The organism is Methylomonas sp. DH-1 (assembly GCF_046097555.1).
In the GTDB taxonomy this organism is placed as follows: domain Bacteria; phylum Pseudomonadota; class Gammaproteobacteria; order Methylococcales; family Methylomonadaceae; genus Methylomonas; species Methylomonas koyamae.
Genome location: NZ_CP143089.1, coordinates 1,640,873 through 1,660,424 on the forward strand (window position 1 = coordinate 1,640,873; position 19,552 = coordinate 1,660,424).

A 19,552-nucleotide genomic window follows, 5' to 3' on the forward strand; every position below is an offset into this window, starting at 1 on the left:
AATAATTTTAGGCAACTGAAAAAACGGGATGAGGGCGGCGTTGTTCCAGCCAGCGATGAACGCCGGCAAAGACCAACGGCACGAATAACAAGGTGGAAACGGTGGCAAAAGCCAGGCCGCCGATCACGGCCCGGCCCAGCGGCGCGTTTTGTTCGGCGCCTTCGCCCCAGCCGATCGCCATCGGCAGCATGCCGACGATCATCGCAAAGGCGGTCATCAATACCGGCCGTAACCGGGTGGCGGCGGCCTCAAGCGCGGCGGTGGCCGCTGGCACGCCGTCGGTGATGCGGGCTCTGGCAAACGACACCAACAAAATACTGTTGGCGGTAACCACGCCCATCGCCATGATGCTGCCGGTCAATGCCGGAATACTGAGCGTGGTGCCGGTCAGGAACAGGGTCCAGGCGATGCCGGCCAGCGCGGCGGGCAGGGCGCTGACGATGATTGCCGGATCCAGCCAGGACTGAAAATTGACTACCAACAGTAGGTACAACAGCACGATGGCCACCGCCAGGCCGGACGCCAGGCCGGTGAAGGAGCTATCCAGGGTTTGCAACTGGCCGCGCACGTTCAAATCCACACCACGCGGCAACTTGCCGCGCAGGTCTTGGACGATGGCCTCGATCTCGCGGCCGACCGAGCCAAGGTCGCGGTCTTCGACGTTGGCGTAAATGTCCAGCACGTTATAGGCGTTGTAGTGGGTCACGGCAGCCGGTAGCACCGTACGCTTCAACGACACCAGATTGCCGAGTAATTGCGGTTTGTCGCCGCTGCCGCTGACCGGGATGCGCATTAACGCGTCGAGATTGTCCAGATCCAGCGAATTGCCCATTACCCCGATATTGACTGAGTTGCCGTTGGCCGGATTCAGCCAGAACTGCGGGGCTGTTTGCATGCTGCCGCTCAAGGTCAACAACAAATTCTGCGCCACGTCGCGGGCCGACAAGCCCATTTGCTGGAGCTGCTGGCGATTCATCTCCAACTCCAGTGCCGGTTTATTCATGCGCTGATAGATATGGGCATCGACGATGCCGTGAATTTGTTGTAGCCGATGCTCGAAAGCCAATACTTGCGGCAGTACTTCCTCCGGCTTGCCGCCGATGAACTGAATGTCTATCGGCGCCGGCACGCCGAAATTCAGGGTTTGACTGACCTGGTCGGCCGGCTGAAAGAAAAACTCCAGGGTCGGAAACTGTTTGGGCAAGGTCGCGCGCAGAGCCTTGATGTATTCGACGCTGGGCCTATGCTCGCCGGGGCGCAATGAAATCATGATCTCGCTATCGGCGGTATCCATCGTCCCGGAATTACCGAACAGCGTGTTGCGGGTGCTGTAAGGGCCGCCGATGATATCGAGCAAGTCGGCGATTTCGTCCTTGGGAATAATTTGACGGATAACGGCTTCGACCGCGTCGATCTGCTGCGGCATCTCTTCGATACGCGTGCCGGACGGCGCGCGCACGTGCAGGCGAATCTGGCCGGCATCCACCGCCGGAAACAAGTCTTGGCCCAGCAAAGGCACCAGGCCCAGCGACGCCAAGCAAAAACCGAGTATCGCCGAGCCGTAGCGCAATTTGTGTTTTAACAGGTGGCTGACCAGCACCACATAATGGCCGCGAAACCGCTCGAAACCGGCCTCGAAAGCCCGGTGCAGACGTTGAAAACCGCGGGCCAAAGCATTGCCCGGCGCTTCATTAAGATGGCCGTGGTGGCCGGACATGACATATAACACCAACGTCGGCACCAAGGTGCGTGACAAAATGTACGAAGCCAGCATCGCAAACACCACCGCTTCGGCCATCGGCACGAACAGGCTGCGAGCCACGCCGGTCAGGAAGAACATCGGCACAAACACTATGCAGATGCACAGCGTCGAAACCAGCGCCGGCATCGCAATTTCCGCCGCGCCGTCCAGAATCGCCTGATGCGGATTCTTGCCCAGCAGCATTTGCCGCTCGATGTTCTCGATTTCGACGGTGGCATCATCCACCAAAATCCCCACCGCCAAAGCCAGGCCGCCCATCGTCATTAAATTGATAGTTTCGCCGAGCAGATACAGCGCAATCACCGACACCATGATCGACAACGGAATCGACACCGCGATGATGCTGGTGGTACGCCAATTGCCCAAGAACAGCAGCAGCATCGCCGCGGTTAAGCCGGCGGCGATTAGCGCTTCGTGCAACACGTTGCCGATGGCGGCTTTGACGAATAGCGATTGGTCGAACATCAAACGCATGTTGATGCCTTCCGGCATCAGGCTCAGCATGCGCGGTATCGTGTTCTTCACGTGCTCGACCACTTCCAGCGTCGAGGTGCGGCCGATCTTGAAGATTGAGGTCAAAATGCCACGTTCGCCGTTCTGGCGGGCGATGGTGGTGGTTGGTGCCGGGCCATCGCGCACCGTGGCCACATCGCGGACCAGCGTGGTGGCGCCGTCGACGGTGCGCACCGGCAAGTCGGCCAGACGCGGAATCGCCGCTACCGCACCGTTCAAGGTCACGTCGAACTCGTTGCTGCCGACTTTGACGCTGCCGGTGGGCAGGATCAGGTTTTGTTCGGCCAGAGCATTGCTCAAGTCAGACGGCGACAGGCCGCGCGCGATCAAGGCCGGAGCGTTGACGTCCAGGGTGATTTGCCGGCTTTTGGCGCCGAACGGATTGGTCATCGCCAAGCCGCGCTTGGATTGCAGTTCGGTGCGGACGATGTTGTTAACGTAATCGTTGACCTCGGTTTCCGCTACCGAGGCGCTGGAAATACCCAACTGCACCAGCGGCAGGTCGGCGGCCGAATATTGAATCACCTGCGGCGGCATGGTCCCGGCCGGCAATGAACGGTACACCGAATTGCTGCTGGACATGACTTGGGCAATCGCCGTGCGGATATCGGTGCCGGGATGAAAAAACACCTTAATCACCGCCGCGCCGGGAAAGGTGAACGATTCGCTGTGCTCGATGCCGTCGATCAAGCTCATGCTGCGTTCGACGTTGGCGGTCAGCCGGTCGGCAATTTCCTTGGGCGTCATGCCTTTGTAATCCCACAGCATCGCCACCACCGGCACGTCGATAGTCGGGAAGATATCGGTCGGCATTTTGCGCAGCACGTAAGGCGTGGACAAAATGATAAGCAAGGCCGCGACCACAAAGGTATACGGCCGGCGCAGGGCGATTTGGACAATCCACATGGCGTTTTGGGGAATTCGATAGCGTGACGTGCCTTGCCTGGCAGGCCTCGCCGTATTTCAACCCGCCGATGCGCCATTCAAGACCACAAATGCGCTTAAATCAGCAAGTAGTAAGCCAGTTTTATGCGGGCGCTTTTTGGCGTGCGTCCGGCGGGCGGTTTCCGGTGGTGGCCGCTAGTAGCGGCGATTATGTCCGGGGTTAAATTGATTTTAGTGTTGGGTGGTGTGCTGGAAATGGGGCAGGTGCGAAGCAGTTGTTGATGCTGTATCAGCAGTTGTTTTCGTTGGTGGAGGGGTGAATCGATTGGATTCGGGAGGAGCTTAGCAGGTTGGTGAAAAACCATATTCTGTCCACTAATTCAGCTGGAGAAGGTCTTATTTAGTATTAAATTCAGCCTGGAGGCACTAAATATAGGCGCGATTGGTTGTAAAAAAGAGTTTTTCACCAACCTGTTAGCACTGTGATGGACAAAGATCACGACGGCGGGAAGTTTTGGACTGTCGCAAGCGACCCCAAGCCGTCAAAGAAAATTGAATTTGCATGGACAATAAATGGCAATAAGCTGGGCGGATTCAAAACCGAAGTGCAACACCTCGATATTAATGAATGAGATTTGACTGTTGGGAGCTGTTGAGCAGCAATTCCCTGTAAACAGCGAGCGGACAGCGTACCCCAAGACCTTTTCGGGGGCGAGCGTTAATTTGATCGGCAATCGCATCGAGTTGCTGCTGGGTGTAGCCTGACAGATCGGTACCCTTGGGCAAATACTGACGAACCAGGCCATTGATGTTTTCATTAGAGCCGCGCTGCCAAGGACTGTGAGGATCGCAGAAGTACACGGCAATACCGGTATTGACCGAAAGCTGCTTGTGCAAAGCCATCTCGCGGCCTTGATCATAGGTCATGCTGAGCCGCATGGGTTGAGCAATGCTATTGAGCTTATCGGTAAAGGCTTGCAGCACGTTGGCGGCACTGGCAGGTTGCGGATGGGGGAGCTTGATCAGCATCAGTAACCGACTGGTCCGCTCGACCAAGGTGCCGACGGCACTGGCATTGCCCGCGCCTTTGATGAGATCGCCTTCCCAGTGACCTGGAAACTGGCGGTCTTCGATTTCAGGGGGGCGCAGGTGAATGCTGAGCATGTCCGGTATCTGGCCTCGACGGTCTTGCCCCTTGCTGCGCGGCACCCGTTTGTTTTTAGCCTGGCGCAGGCAGGCAATCAGCTCGCGCTTTAATTCGCCGACCGGTTGGGCGTAGATGCAGGTGTAAATGGTTTCGTGTGACACGCGATACTCATACCCAAAGGGCACAAGTGGCCTTTGGGATAAAGCGCGGCCTGCGCCAGAGCAATTTGCTTGGGTGACCAGCCTTGCCGAAGGAAGTGCAGAACAACGCCAAACAACACGCTATCGGCATGCAGTTTCGGTCGTGGTCGTGATTGACGCCGTCGATGCTGGCTGGCTTGTTGCGCCTGGATACTGCCGTATTGATCGTTCGTGCTATTACGCCGCAGTTCTCGACTTATGGTACTGGCGGGGCGTTGCAGAATCCGCGCAATGGCGCGAATGCTCAGGTTTTGTTGTTTCAGACTGCTGATCGTGACTCGATCTTCAGGCTGAAGCTGTTGATAGCGTTTTGAGGGGGTTTCCATGTGCATAACCTTACCGGCATTTTGGGTGTTGCACTTCGGTTTTGAATCCGCCCTGTTATTCAAGATTTGGGTGTGCGATTAGCTTGCATAAGCGCTGTTACAAAGTCAACATATCCTTCGATTAGAGTATAGCTAATTTGATCTACATAGTCGTCCCTGAAAAAGCCGAAATTGTTCAGAGACGACCGCTCTCATGCGAACGATAAAAAATGCTCGACTGATGAAGTCATCCCAAGTCGTGACAGTAGCGCCCAAAAACGAGACCAAAAAATCCTCAACCGCCTGAGGATCAAACGGATGTTATGGCCGGCACCGCACAGGATGGCATGCAACGCATCGCCCAGTTCGCCTTTCAGGTAGTTGCGCCCCAATAATCCGTCGTTCTTCAGGTGGCCGATGATCGGTTCGATAGCGTTGCGACGTTTGAGTGCGCGTTTGAGTCGTCGTGTATCCACGCCGCGTTTTTGCCGGGCTTTGTAAATCGTGACCCCGGGCAGCTCGACGCCACGATAACCCAAGTCGACAAACGCTTCTTTGGCGCGCGTACCGCTCAGTATTTCTGCCTGTTCCAGACAGGATTCCAGGGTGTGTCCATCATAGGGATTACCAGGAAAGCTACGAGCGCCCAGTACGAAATTGCTTTTATTGGTAACCGTGATACCCACTTTGACGCCGAATTCATATTTCTTGTGGACTTTGCCTTTGGCAATGCATTCCACTTCCGGGGCGTGAAAACTGTACAGTTTGTTTTTATCCTGGGGTTGCTGATTCAGAATCCGTTGGGTCTTCTCCAGGGTCTCTTTGAACGCACCTTTGACGGCGTCGGATTGATTGTCCAATTGACGTTCAATATCTCGATACACTCGGCCGACCAAAGTCTTTAACTGCTTGAGCATTTTGCGTTTGCGCTTCATTTGCTTGGCATGACTGTACCGGTTCGCCATTAGCAGCAAATACGGAGCTTTACGGTTGTAGTTCTGCCGTAGCGAAATCTCATGCTGCTCAGCCAAGCGGACCAGGTGCTGGCGACAGCGTTCGTACAACTTCCCATCGGTCGGATACGTGATGGCTTTCTCTTGCACCGTGCTATCGACCGTCACCGATTCAAAATCCTGCTTGTTCACGGTCTTGCTGTCTACGCCAGCCTGAATCGTCACCGATAACATCCATTCACAACCGGCTTCGCCAATCCGTTTCCGCCAATAGGTCAGTGATGTGGGGTGGCAAGGCATCTGGTGTTGGAAATACGCTTCGCCGCAAAAGTATTGCCAGTACGGATTTTCCAGCCATTGCGCGACCACCGCTTCATCGGAACGTGCGAAGGCATGTTTGAGGTAATGAAGTCCCGCTATCAGTCGCGTGGGCAAGGCAGGCGCACCTTGATTCTCGGTAAAGAACTCGCCAAAGGCACCATCCAGGACTTTCCAATCGATCAGATTAGCCAGTTGGTAAAGCTCGTGTTTTGGGTTTAACAGGTCGGCTAGCGGTGTGTTGAATAGATCGATTTGACCACTCGTTTCTTGGGATTTTGGCTTCATTTTGAATAAAAATTTGCAAGAAATTAATAGCTATTTTACCCCTTTCTTGCAATTATTGCCCGCCTCTTAATTAGATTACTTATTTTATTTCAATGTGTTAGTGGAAATTTTAGGGCTTTTCAGGGGCGACTACATAGGCTGTTGAAGAAATATTGTACTGATCATAATATGATATAGGTTAATTCAGCAGTATCATTGGTACTTTAATAATCACAAGGGATTATAAAAACTATGGCAATACAGGCAGTACATAAAGATATTCGAAGCATGATAATGGGGGATTTGACGCAGTTTCATATACCTATCTATCAGCGTAGATATACTTGGGAGTCAAACAAACAAGTAGAAAAACTAATAAGTGATTTACTTGAATTCGATGTTGAACATAAAGACAACTTACGCACGGATTATTACATTGGCAATGTGATCGTAAAAAATCAAACGCGTGCAATGATGACTGAGCGCGTGGTCATTGATGGCCAACAGAGGATAACAACGACTATTTTGCTCCTATGTGCAATACGTGATATTTACTTAAATAAAATAAAATCTGATGTTGCAAAACAAGCTGCGCGAAATATCACAAAATCGCTCTATTCAGAAGAGGATGGCGACATAAAACTTAAGCTTAATAACATGGAGCATCAATGTACATTAACAACTTTATTAAAAGGGGCCTTAGAAACAATCACTCCGGTGGACAAAAAAACCAACTACTGGAAAAACTACTTGTATATATATAAAAAGTTGGAGTCAATGGATGCGGAGCAATTTGACAGATTTGTTAATATCCTAGAAAGGGTTAAGGTTGTAATAATCTTCTTTGATGATGATCAAGATGAAAACTCTGTATTTGAATCTATAAACTCACTTGGAAAGCCACTTTCAGGATCTGATCTAATCAAAAACTTCATCTTTACATTTAAAAACTTCCCGTGCAGCCACTCCGATGAAAACTATCTAACTGAACTATACACGAAAAACTTTGAGTCACTTTTTTCACATGAAAAGGATATAGAAAAAGAATTAGAGTCATTTTACAGAGAATATATAGCAATAAAAACACAAACGCTGGTAAACAAAGACCCTAAAATCATTTATTATTCATTCAAGAAAATGACCGGTGAGATTGATAGCTTTAATGAATGCAAAGATTTAGTAATTGATTTAATAAAGTGGGCTCTTATATATCAGACTCTTAGAACAGGTGCTCACAAAGATATCGATAAAAATCATTCAGAATATTTACGAGCATCATTCTTTACATATGCAACTCTTCTCATGGATATTGTAGATAAGAGTTCTCATGTGGAAAATAATGAGTTGATCATTGATAATAAGCAAAGAATCAATGATGCGCTTAGAAAAGTTGTTATCTACGACGTATGTAGAATGTTGGCGGGTTATCCGGAGAAACAAATCACAAGGCTAATTCCAACAATAACCAAGAAACTTGAGAAGCAAAATGAAAATTATTTTGTTGATTATGCGGAATCATTTGAGAGACTAGTAACTTCGACAGCAGAAGGTTATAAACAGCCTAGCATATCTGCGCTAAAGAGGAGTGTGGTCAATGTTGATTTATACAATAGAGTAAAGAAAAAAGTATTACGATTTTTCATATTGTTGGAAAACTCTGGAAAAAATGAGTATATCTCATTTGAAAATGATTTAAAAAACTGTCAAATTGAGCACATTATGCCTCAGTCATTAACTGGAGATTGGGGTTATATTTCAGAAGATGTCCATGAGAAACTACTTCACACCCTTGGAAATCTTTCAATAACATTTGACAATCAAGAACTAAGTAATAAGCCATTTTTTGAAAAGAAGAAAATTCTTGAGTCAAAATCACGTATAACCATTAACAAGCTATTACTTGATTATGAAACTTTCGACGAATCAGCAATCTGTGCCCGATCACTGAAAATACTAGAAATGTTTCTTAAAATTTATGGGATATATAATAAGTCAGAATTCAATAAGGAAGAAAATAGTGTTGATTGGCATGAAAACGATATATTCGGAGATGACTTTTCGAGTATCAGAGTCAGCTTGAGCACAAATAGAGGAATTTTAGCATACGCAAAATTTGTTCAAAGAAACAAATTTATTGTTGAAGAGGGATCGACTGCTTCAGCTAATATACAACCAAGTCTTCAAGAAGCTTTAATATTAAAAAGAGAAGAGCTGATAGCGAAAGGAGTTATGATTCCAGATGGAGACTTTCTAGTATTCACAAAAGATTATGAGTTTACCAGTCCGTCGCAAGCAGCTGGAATTATAAAAGGTATTTCATCAAATGGTAAAAATGATTGGAAAGATCATTTAGGCGCTTCATTAAACGAACTTGGTTATTGAATGACACATGCCGTTACTCAGCTAGAAGGCAGCTGTTGAATCAACAGCTGCCTTTGGTAACTGAAGTGCAGTCGTCAGCTTCTGGCCGTAGTTTCGCAATCATAAGGTTAATTCCCTTGCCAACTACCTGACTTTTTACTGGAGCAGGATATTTTCAGAAATCGGCTTCATGGGGGGTAAGCTATTGAAATTAAATAGCTCGCACAGCCTGGTGGAAAAACTTGGACGCCCATTTTGAGCAAAAATTGGAAATTTACGCGTCGGTTAACGTTGCGATACTGCTTAGTAGATCGCACATTGACTGCGAATGCTGTCAGCATGTGCCATCAGATCATTAAATGCCTGAACGCTATCTCGATGGTAGGGATGTCTATGATTATGTAGCTTAGTAGGGTACGCAATGCGTACCTTCTGGCTTTCGCCACCATGACGGCCTTTTAATGGTACGCGATGCGTACCCTACGTCTGGATTATTAGACAAATCAGATAATTGACTGGACACAGATGGTTTGCCGCCATTGGTTGGCGTGTATTCTATGACTGTAAATGGCCGATCCCGTCGATAATCCCTGGTCGTCGACGTTAACCCGCAGGAACGCAACGCCTACCTGGTTCGGCTTCTGCCGCCATGACGGAACCCTACATCCAAGCCATTGCCTCAGCCAGCTTGACGGGCAATTGCCAATAACCTCAGCGCCTTGTCCAACCGCGCGGCCACCGTTTCCCACTGAATGTTTTTGAAGAACGCGTCCAGATAGGCCGGCGCGGCGGCGCCGTAGTCCATTTGGTAGGAGTGTTCGTACATATCCAATACCAGAATCGGCAGGCTGGCGGTGGGGGCGTATTGGTGGTCCCAATGCCAGTAGTTTTCCAGGGTGCCGGTGTGCAGATTCAAACCCAAGGTCACCCAGCCGGAACCGCCGCCCAAGCCGGCGCCGATGCGGCGGAATTCTTTTTCCCAGGTTGCGAACGAACCGAACGCGGAAGCGATTAGATTTTTCAACGCAGGGTCGGGGGCTGCGGCACCGCCCAGGTTGTCGAAATACAGTTCGTGCAACACCACCGAGCCGGTGCGCAGCAGGTGCTCACGTTTCAAATCGTTGTAGATATAAGCCGGCAGGTTGCCGTCTTCCAAGAATACTGACAGTTTTTGTTTGACCGCATTCAGCGCCTTGACCGAGCCGCCGTAATTGTTTTCCCAGTGCGAACGGATCAGTTTCTCCGACAAACCGTTCAGTTTGGCCGGATCGAAACCCAAAGGCTTTGGTGCGTGGTCTGCGGCAAAGGCGTTGGGCAAGGCAATAGTCGGCGCTTCGGTTTCAGCGGCGCCGGCGATGCCGAGCGTGACTATCGATAGTGCGGCACCGGCGGCGGCTAAGCTTAAAAAATCGCGGCGGGTAGTAACGGATTCCATGGCAACACTCCTTTAGTTGAACCAGGGTTGTAAAAACAGCCACAGCCAGCCGCTCAACGCGGAGCCGGCGATGACCGGAATAATGCCGGTCTTGCAGCGAAACAGCGCCAGTAGCACCGCCAGGCTCAGCACGGCGGAAAATAAATCGAACTGCCCGTCCCAACCTTGCGGCCAGAACACGTGATAAGCAAAAAACACGGCCAGATTGACGATGACGCCGACCACGGCGGCGGTGACGCCGGTTAGCGGCGCGGTGAACTTCAGATTGCCGTGGGTGGTTTCCACCAACGGCCCGCCGGCCAGGATGAATAGAAAGCTGGGCAGGTAGGTAAAGTAAGTCACGACGATGGCTGCCACAGTACCGGCCAAAAACGGCGAATCCGCGCCAAACCAGGCCTGGCCCCAGCCGGCGACGAAGCCGACGAAGGTGTTGACCATGATTAGTGGGCCGGGCGTGGTCTCGCCCAAAGCCAATGAGTCGATCATCTGCTGAGGCGTCAGCCAGTGGTAATGCTCGACCGCTCCTTGGTAAACGTAAGGCAACACCGCATAAGCGCCGCCGAAAGTCAGCCAGGCGGCCTTGGTAAAAAACCAACCCATCTGCGTCAATCCGCCTTGCCAGCCGTATTCGGCGCACAGCCAGCCGAGTGCGCCGGCCCATAACGCGAAGCCGACCGCCAGCAAACGATAGAATTTTCCCCAACTGAAGCGCGCGTGTTCCGGCGTTGGCGTATCGTCGTCGATCACGGCTGGGCCGAAATGGGCCTTGGCCTTGCCGTGGCCGCCGCCGACCGTGAAATACTGTGGTGCCCATTGGCCGCCGGCGGCGCCGATCAGGCCAGCGGCGATGACGATCAATGGAAACGGCACCTGTAACGCAAAAATTGCCAGAAACGCCGCCGCGGCCATCGCCCATAGCCAGCGATTTCTCAATGCCCGCGAACCGATCCGGTAAGCGGCAAACAACACAATGGCGGTGACGGCCGGTTTGATGCCGTACAACAGGCCGGCCACACTCGGCAGATCGCCGAAACGCATATACACCCAACCCAAACCGATTAGTATCAACAGCGCCGGTAGAAAAAACAGGCTGCCGGCGATCAGCGCCCCCGGCGTTTTGTGCAGCAGCCAGCCAATGTAAGTCGCCAGTTGCTGGGCTTCCGGGCCGGGCAACACCATGCAGTAGTTCAGGGCATGCAAATAGCGTTTTTCGCTGATCCAGCGCCGGCGCTCGACCAGCTCCTGATGCATGATCGCAATCTGTCCGGCCGGGCCGCCGAAACTGATAAAGCCCAGTTTCAACCAGAATTTGCTGGCTTCGGCCAGGCTGGGTGCGGTAGGTGAGGGGAGTTTGTTGTCAGTCATCGGCGGATACCGTTGCTTGGGGAGCTTGAAATACCTTGTACAGGCCGTCGAATACCGCCGTCGCCAGATGCAACAAGCGGTCGTCATCGGTCACGCTGTCCCGCAGACCTTTCAACACGCTTTCGACGCCACTAGCTTCCGCCGTCTGCACGCCGCCGACGTCCAGGAAATGCACCAACGTCGCCAGCCGCTGCAAGGCCGCTTGTTCCAGGCCAAAGCTGGCCAGCAATACCTCGAACGTTACCCAATCGCCGACATGGCTGAAGCGGGCGCCGTCGAAATCAAAACCCAAGGCATCGTCCGGGCAGGCGGCCGGGCTTTCCAGCCAGAGAAAGGTCGCTTGCGGATCGATAAAACGCTGAATCAGCCAAGCGCATGCCAGCCGATCCACCCACGGCCGGCGCCGGGTGGCCCAAGTCTTGGCTTGGTAATCGGCCGCCGGCAAGCGGGCGATTTCGCTGTCGGCGGGGAGCGGTTCGTCCGGTGCCAACGCCACGGCAATCGCGCGTTCCAGTTGTTTCAAGGTACCGTCGGTTTGTTATTGGGCCAATCCGGGGAAAAAATCGATGGCCGCCAATTGCGCGTAGTCCTTGCGCAGCTTGCGAGTTTGCTTGAGGCAGTCGCCGACGCTGTCGGTGTTTAGTTGCTGGCGAACCGCAATGGCCGCTTCGATCAGCTTGGCATAATCGCTGCTGCGGTCGAAGTAGCTTTTCAGATCGATGTGTTCGGCGTCGGCGATTGCCAATACCAAGGCTTTACCGCCGGCGGCATTGACATCGGCGGCGATGGCGTCCAAGGTTTGCCGGCAATCGGCAAGCTCCGGCAGTAGGTAAACGCCGTCGCGCAATACCGCCGCGCCGGCGCTTTTCAGGCCGCGCCAGGCGCGCATACGCAACGTGGCGTTTTCGGTTGGCAGGCTGAGGATCAGTAAATTCCAGGTCATGTAATTTACTCTACATATTTGTTTTGATATTTACAAATATTAATTTCAACCAACGCTGCCGGATAGTTTCGAGTGCTGACAGGGCGCCAGTAAATCAACAGTATTTGTTGCTTTATCAGCAATTGCCGGAGAGAAAGACCCGGAAATCCAGCCTGATTCGCCGGCTCTAAGCGGTATGGATTCTGCTTTACTCAGCGGAGCGGTCGAGGCAAGGGCACAGGCTATAACACACAAACCAAGGAGTACACCGGCAACATGAGCCAATACACACTTTCTATCAATGGCGCAGCGCGAACGCTGGATGCCGCCCCGGAAACCCCGTTGTTGTGGGTGTTGCGCGACCAACTGCAACTGCTCGGCAGCAAATTCGGTTGCGGTATCGGCCAATGCGGCGCCTGCACCGTGCACTTGGACGGCGTGCCAACCCGCGCCTGCATTACGCCGGTCAGCGAAGTGGGACAGCGGCAGGTGACGACCATCGAAGGTTTGAGCAAAAACGGCGACCATCCTTTGCAAAAAGCCTGGCAGGAATTGGATGTGCCTCAATGCGGTTATTGCCAGGCCGGGCAGATCATGACTGCCGCCGCGCTGCTGAAAAAGTCGCCCAAGCCGAGCGACGCCGAAATCGATGCGGCGCTGGACGGCAATCTATGCCGTTGCGGTACTTATTTGCGCATCCGCGCCGGTATCCATCGCGCGGCCGAACTGGCAGCACAGGGGGCGGTATGACAGTCGATACTCCGATCAATCCGGCTCGCCGCGATTTCTTGAAAACCTCCGCGTTGGCCGGCGGCGGCTTGGTATTGGGCTTTTATTTCGATGCCGCCAGCGGCGCCGGCAAAGTGCTGGCCAAATCCAGTAATCAGGACCAAGCGGGCGAATTTAGGCCCAACGCCTTCATCCGCATCGCGCCGGACGGCAAAGTCACGCTGATTAGCAAGCAGCCGGAAATCGGTCAGGGCATCAAAACGTCCTTGCCGATGGTCATCGCCGAAGAACTGGAAGTGGATTGGCAGGATGTGGTCATCGTCCAGGGCGATCTCGACCCGATTTACGGCAGCCAAAGTGCGGGCGGCTCGCGCTCGACGCCGACCAATTACGAGGAGTTTCACAAACTCGGCGCCACGGCCAGAACCATGCTGATTCAGGCCGCGGCGTTGACCTGGAAACTGCCGGCTGACGAATTAGTCGCCCGTGGCAGCGCCGTGCACCATCTAGCCAGCGGTAAACAGTTGTCTTACGGCAAATTGGCGCCGATTGCGGCCAAATTGCCGGTGCCGCCGGCCGAACAAGTCAAACTCAAGGATCCGCAACAATTTCGTTTGCTGGGTAAACGCATCGGCGGCGTCGACAATCCGGCCGTCGTCACCGGCAAGCCTTTGTTCGGTATCGACGTGCAACTGCCCGGTCTGCTGTACGCCACTTACGTCAAGTCGCTGGCTTTCGCCGGTAAGGTGGTTAGCGCCAATCTGAACGACATTAAAAAACTGCCGGGCGTGCGCGACGCTTTTGTGATCGACGGCACCGCCAATCTGAAAGGCCTGTTGCCGGGCGTGGCGATTGTTGCCGACTCGACCTGGGCGGCATTCAGTGCCCGCAAGCAGTTAAAAGTGGAGTGGGACGCAGGCAAAGTCGCCGAGCAAAGTTGGCACGGTTTTGCCAAACAGGCCAAGGCGCTGTTTAAACAGCCGGCTGGCGAAGTCTTGCGCAACGATGGCGATGTCGAAACTGCGCTGGCCAAGGCGGCACAAACGGTGGAGACGAGTTACCGTTACCCGTTTATTTCCCACGCCAGCATCGAACCGCAAAATGCCACGGCCTGGATCAAAGACGGCGGCATCGAAATTTGGGCGCCGACCCAAAACCCGGAAGCCGGCCAGAAAATCGTTACCGAGGTGTTAGGTATTCCCAAGGACAAAATCACTTTGCACATTACCCGCAGCGGCGGCGGCTTCGGCCGGCGTTTGATTCCGGATTACATCATCGAAGCAGCGGCCATCGCGCAGCGCGTCAACGGCCCGGTCAAACTGACCTGGACCCGCGAGGATGACCTGCAGCACGACCAATACCGGGCCGGCGGCTTTCATTACTTGCGCGGCGGCCTAGACGAGGCTGGCAAGCTCATTGCCTGGCACAACCATTTCGTCACCTTTTCCCATCCGGTGTTCAAGGACGGCAAGCCGGTGGTCGAACTGGGCGCCGGCGCCAATTTGTCCGGCGACGAGTTTCCCGGCCGCTGGGTGCCCAACTGCCGCATCGAACATACCGCGTTGGAATGCGGTATCCCGATGGGGCCGTGGCGGGCGCCGCGCAGCAATGTACTGGCCTGGGTGTTTCATAGCTTTATCGACGAATTGGCGCATGCCGCCGGTAAGGACCCGTTGGCGTTCCGGCTGGAATTGCTCGGCGACAAGGGCTTTCTGCCGGGCACCGGCGAGCAGGGCATCCCATACGACGTCAACCGCATGAAGCATGTGCTGCACCACGTCGCCGAAAAAGCCGAGTGGGGGAAGAAGCAATTTCCGCGCGGCCAAGGGCAGGGCATTGCCTTTCATTTCAGCCATCGCGGTTACATTGCTCAGGTGGCCGAAGTCACGGTGTCGAAAGACGGTAAATTGAAAGTCGACCGCGTGGTGGTGTCGACCGACATCGGTGCGCAGATTGTCAATTTGAGCGGCGCGGAAAATCAGGTGCAAGGCTCGGTGGTCGATGGCTTGGGCGCATTGATGTTCCAGGAATTGGACATCGATAAGGGCCGCATCGTGCAAAGCAATTTCGGCGATTACCCGATGATCCGCATCGGCGACGCGCCGACCAAAATCGAGGTGCATTTCCTGAAAACCGACTTTCCGGTCACCGGCCTCGGCGAACCGGCCTTGCCGCCGTTGGCACCGGCGGTGTGTAACGCCATCTTCGCCGCAACCGGCATTCGGGTGCGCGAATTGCCGTTGCGCAAAACCGATTTGAGTTGGAGTTGAGATGTCCCGCCACCATCGCCTGTTAGCCGCCTATCCCAGCCTGATGCAAAGCCGGCGGCCGCTGGTGATGGCGACCATTATCGAAACCATCGGTTCTACCTACCAAAAGGCCGGGGCGCGGCTGCTGATCGGGCAGAACGGCGAGTTGATAGGCTTGCTGGGCGGCGGTTGTTTCGAGCGCGACTTAATCGAACACGCCAAAATCCTGTTCGAAACCGGCGGCACGAAAACTTTGTTTTACGACATGAGGGCCCCCGAAGACGCCTTGTGGGGGCTGGGCCTGGGTTGCAACGGCGCGGCGCGGATATTTTTGCAGACGCTGGTTGCCGACGATGGCTTTGGCGCTTTGGGTCTGCTGGTGCAGGCCGCCGAGGCCGAGCAAACCGCCACTTTGGCAACCGTCGTCGAATCCGACCATCCCGACTTTCCGGCCGGCCTCAGCCAGCTTCTGCCGTTTGCCGGAGGACTATCGGCTTGGCCATTGACCCACCCGCTATTACCGCAGCGCGCCGGTCTGGAACATCAGCAAATAGCCGGCCACAGCGTCGCGGTATTCTACGAGCCCGTGCGGACGCCGACCCATTTATTGGTGTTGGGCGCCGGCGACGATGCGATCCCGCTGTTGGCTGGCGCCAAGGCCCTGGGCTGGCGAGTAACCGTTGCCGACCAGCGTCCGGCATATCTGGAAAACGGACGTTTTGCCGGCGCGGATTGCGTGTGTACGTTGCAGGCGGCTAATTTGGCCGAACGGTTGCAACTGCATCGCTTCAGCGCCTGCGTGGTGATGAGCCATAACATCGAACACGATCAACGCTATCTGGCGGCCTTGGCCGAGTCGGAGATACCGTATGTCGGCCTGCTAGGCCCGGCACGGCGCCGGCAACGCTTGCTGGATAGTCTGCCGGAGCGGTTGGCGGCCAAGCTGCAGACGCGCTTGTTCGGGCCGGTGGGCTTGGATATTGGCGCGGAAACGCCGGAGGAAATAGCCTTGGCCATCGTCGCCGCGATTCAGGCCGTACTCAAAGGTCGCCGCGGCGGGCTGCTGGCCCAGCCTGACGATGTGGGGTGCGTTCGGCCGTGTAACGCCTAAACCGGTTTGGCATGGCCGGTGCCGAAGCTGTAGCGAATTGTCGAAATCGACCCTCACCCGTCTTCGCCTTTCTCCAAAGCGGCCACAAGTCCAGACATCGTTTGTCGGGTTTCGCTGCTACGAAACGGGCTTTCGTGGTTTCCGGCAGTCGGTCTATTTGAGCCATTGAGTATGCTCCGACCAATGGCATCAAACCGGCTGTATTCCGACCATGATTTGGCTTGTGTCAAAGTCCAGATGTAGATGCAGGGTACGCTCGCGAATCCATAGAGGGTCATCATGGTAGCGACTGGCACAAGTTACGCGATGTGTACCCAACCGGACTGCTCGGCGGTCACGACTTGCTTCCTGCGGCAATCGCTACCACCCGGGTGCTATCATGGGTCCCATCGATAAACATTTAAAACCATTCCAATGATTGCAATTCTTGAAGCCAGTCGCGCGGGTTTATTATCCAGGGCGCATTGGCTGAATAACCTGTTGGCCGGTGTGATAGTCGGCGTAGTGGCGCTGCCTCTGGCCATGGCCTTTGCGATAGCCTCCGGTGCCAAACCCGAGCAGGGGCTATACACGGCTATCGTGGCCGGTGGGCTGACTTCCTTGTTTGGCGGCAGCCGCGTGCAAATCGCAGGGCCAACCGGCGCCTTTATCGTGATTCTGGCCGGCATTACCGGCAAATACGGCATCGGCGGCTTGCAAATAGCCTCCTTGATGGCCGGCGTCATATTATTACTGATGGGGCTCTCCAAGTTAGGCGGTGTCATCAAATATATACCCGATCCTGTCATCGTCGGCTTTACCAGCGGTATCGGGGTCATCATTTTTGTGGGGCAATGGAAAGACTTTTTTGGCTTGAGCCCCGCAGCCGGCGCCGAGCAATTTCATGAAAAATTTTGGTCGTTGGCGCAGGCGTTTCCTGGGCTGCACGTCGAAACCGCCTTGCTAGGCGGCTTGACCTTGGCGGTGTTGCTGATTTCCGGCAGGATTTTGAAACGCATTCCCGCCCCGCTGGTCGCCATGCTGATTGCCACCTGCGCGCAGTGGCAATTGCAATGGGATGGCGTGGCGACAATAGGCAGCGCCTTTGGCGGCATTCCGCAGCAGTTGCCGCAATTCCAGTTGCCGGCAATCTCGGTATCGGAGGTGCTGCAATTAATCGGCCCGGCTTTTACGATTGCCTTGCTGGGCGCGATTGAGTCGCTGCTGTCCGCCGTGGTCGCCGACAGCATGGCCGGCACCAAACATGACGCCAATCAGGAATTGATCGGTCAAGGGATTGCGAACATATGCTCGCCATTGTTCGGCGGCTTTGCCTCTACTGGGGCGATTGCCCGCACGGCGACCAATGTGCGCAATGGTGCCAACAGTCCACTGGCGGGGATTGTGCATACCTTGACCTTGATCGGCATCGTCATGTTGTTGGCCCCTTATGCGTCTTTGATTCCGCTGAGCGCGTTGGCCGCCATTTTGTTTGTCGTGGCCTACAACATGAGTGAGTTGCACCGTTTCAGCCACATGCTCAGAACGGCACCGAAGTCGGATGTGGCGGTGCTGCTGATTACCTTTTTGCTCACCGTGTTCAGCGATTTGGTCATCGCCGTCAATATCGGCGTGATGCTGGCGGCGTTGCTATTCATGAAACGTATGTCGGAAGCCGTGGGCATAGAGCAGCAAGCGCACGACGCCGTCATGGAAGAACTCGATGATGCGGAGTTTACGCTGCCAGCCAATACCGTGGTTTTTGCCATGGAAGGGCCTTTCTTTTTTGGCGCGGCGGCAAGATTGGAATCCGCGCTGGAAGTCATTCACGGCCATACCGAAATTCTGGTCTTGCGCCTGGAAAAAGTGCCTTTCATCGACGCAACCGGCCTGCAATCGCTGTGGGATTTGCTGGATAACTGCAAACGGCACAAAACCCGACTAATCCTGTGCGGCGCAAGACCGAATGTCTTAGAAAAACTCCGCCGCGCAGGGCTGGTTGGTCAAGTCGGCAAGCCAAATGTGGTGGACCGAATACAACAGATCGCTGTGGATATAATTAAAAAATAACTTCTCTGCTTATCCCTCAAACCAGAGGAGGCCTTCGTAAAAGCTAAATCCGCGCCTTCTCTGAATGGAAAAAATTTGGGATGACGGCATAAACCGTCACCGCTTCAGATTCATCGCCGGAAAGCTGTGAATTCCGAAACCTGAAAGCGGCTATTCGTTACTGAGTCCAACCGACCCAAATGCGTCAGTCAACTTAACTTTCCAATAACCGCTAATGGATAATAAGCTGAAGCTGCATTTGTGGAAATAGGCTGGGTTGAATGATAATGAAACCGAGCTAAAAGCTATTAAAGCTGAGTAATGCCGCCGCTCCACCCAGCCCTAGCCGCTAACCAAAAATCATTAAGTGACTTTAAAGAAATGAACTTCCAAGGCTTTTCACCCGATTCATTCGAGCAATTCATTCGCGCCCTTGCCTTAAAAGTCATTGGCCCTGGTGTTACTATTTTCGGAAATGGACCTGATGGCGGGCGAGAAGCTATTTTTGAAGGCAAAGTTAATTTTCCTTCTCCACCAGAAAATATTTGGGACGGCTATGGAGTCCTACAAGCAAAATTTAAAGAAAAACTCGAAACAACGCAAAAAGACCAACAATGGGCAAAATCACAATTAGAAACCGAACTCGAAAAATGGGTTGTAAACGATAAGCGTGAGCCAAAACCGGATTACTTCATTTTCTGCACCAATGTTGAACTCAGTTCCGCCACTAACGGCGGTAAAGACATCATCAATCAAGTATTTAAAGATTATGAAGACAAAATTGGCTTAAAAGATTTTGCCATCTGGGATGCCAATCAACTGACAGGCTATGTTGATGGTTACGCGGAAATTCGGCAACGGTTTGAATGCTTTTTCACCCCGGGTGATTTATTGGCAGCCATCGCCAAAAAATTATCCAAAGCCGTTAACAGGTTGGTGAAAAACTCTTTTTTGCAACCAATCAGACCTATATTTAGTACTACAAGATTGATTCAGCACTAA

General features: G+C 53.4%; 12 protein-coding genes and 1 pseudogene. 6 read left to right on the plus strand and 7 right to left on the minus strand.

Features of this window, described 5'->3' with window-relative positions; genetic code table 11:
* Positions 1-7: 7 nt before the first annotated feature.
* From VXJ35_RS07855 to VXJ35_RS07865, 3 genes and pseudogenes are all read right to left on the minus strand, one after another.
* Positions 8-3,181 (minus strand): efflux RND transporter permease subunit, encoded by a 3,174-nt coding sequence (locus tag VXJ35_RS07855; RefSeq protein WP_064021155.1) that lies wholly within the window; start codon positions 3,179-3,181, stop codon positions 8-10.
* Positions 3,182-3,781: 600 nt separating this feature from the next.
* A pseudogene (locus VXJ35_RS07860) lies at positions 3,782-4,833 on the minus strand (IS30 family transposase).
* Between the two features lie 191 nt (positions 4,834-5,024).
* On the minus strand, positions 5,025-6,371 hold the full coding sequence (locus tag VXJ35_RS07865) for an IS5 family transposase (RefSeq protein WP_064021156.1): 1,347 nt from the start codon (positions 6,369-6,371) through the stop codon (positions 5,025-5,027).
* 231 nt (positions 6,372-6,602) lie between these two features.
* Here VXJ35_RS07865 and VXJ35_RS07870 point away from each other — a divergent pair, with 231 nt between their 5' ends.
* Positions 6,603-8,732 (plus strand): DUF4357 domain-containing protein, encoded by a 2,130-nt coding sequence (locus VXJ35_RS07870; protein ID WP_082880844.1) that lies wholly within the window; start codon positions 6,603-6,605, stop codon positions 8,730-8,732.
* A 658-nt stretch (positions 8,733-9,390) separates the two neighbouring features.
* On the opposite strand, the gene VXJ35_RS07875 is transcribed toward VXJ35_RS07870, so the two are convergent.
* From VXJ35_RS07875 to VXJ35_RS07890, 4 genes are read right to left on the minus strand one after another with little or no spacing between them, the layout of a single operon-like run.
* Positions 9,391-10,146 carry a superoxide dismutase gene (locus VXJ35_RS07875; protein ID WP_064021158.1) on the minus strand — a complete coding sequence of 252 codons (756 nt, stop codon included), beginning with the start codon at positions 10,144-10,146 and terminating at the stop codon, positions 9,391-9,393.
* A gap of 12 nt (positions 10,147-10,158) precedes the next feature.
* Entirely contained in the window at positions 10,159-11,511 is a 1,353-nt protein-coding gene (chrA, locus tag VXJ35_RS07880) for a chromate efflux transporter (RefSeq protein WP_064021159.1), read from the minus strand.
* Positions 11,504-12,034, minus strand: coding sequence for a chromate resistance protein ChrB domain-containing protein (locus tag VXJ35_RS07885; RefSeq protein ID WP_231914873.1), 531 nt, complete (start codon positions 12,032-12,034; stop codon positions 11,504-11,506). Before VXJ35_RS07885 ends, chrA begins: the two co-directional genes overlap by 8 nt.
* A gap of 15 nt (positions 12,035-12,049) precedes the next feature.
* On the minus strand, positions 12,050-12,454 hold the full coding sequence (locus VXJ35_RS07890) for a Chromate resistance protein ChrB (RefSeq protein WP_231914874.1): 405 nt from the start codon (positions 12,452-12,454) through the stop codon (positions 12,050-12,052).
* Positions 12,455-12,709: 255 nt separating this feature from the next.
* On the opposite strand from VXJ35_RS07890, the gene VXJ35_RS07895 reads away from it, so the two are divergent.
* From VXJ35_RS07895 to VXJ35_RS07915, 5 genes are all read left to right on the plus strand, one after another.
* Entirely contained in the window at positions 12,710-13,183 is a 474-nt protein-coding gene (locus tag VXJ35_RS07895) for a (2Fe-2S)-binding protein (protein ID WP_064021160.1), read from the plus strand.
* Positions 13,180-15,432, plus strand: a complete 2,253-nt coding sequence (locus VXJ35_RS07900) for a xanthine dehydrogenase family protein molybdopterin-binding subunit (RefSeq protein WP_064021161.1) — start codon at positions 13,180-13,182, stop codon at positions 15,430-15,432. Before VXJ35_RS07895 ends, VXJ35_RS07900 begins: the two co-directional genes overlap by 4 nt.
* A gap of 1 nt (position 15,433) precedes the next feature.
* Positions 15,434-16,522 (plus strand): XdhC family protein, encoded by a 1,089-nt coding sequence (locus tag VXJ35_RS07905; protein ID WP_064021162.1) that lies wholly within the window; start codon positions 15,434-15,436, stop codon positions 16,520-16,522.
* 414 nt (positions 16,523-16,936) lie between these two features.
* Positions 16,937-18,571 carry a SulP family inorganic anion transporter gene (locus tag VXJ35_RS07910; protein ID WP_064021163.1) on the plus strand — a complete coding sequence of 545 codons (1,635 nt, stop codon included), beginning with the start codon at positions 16,937-16,939 and terminating at the stop codon, positions 18,569-18,571.
* A gap of 300 nt (positions 18,572-18,871) precedes the next feature.
* A complete protein-coding gene (locus VXJ35_RS07915) occupies positions 18,872-19,552 on the plus strand; it encodes a hypothetical protein (RefSeq protein ID WP_064021164.1) in 681 nt (226 codons plus the stop codon).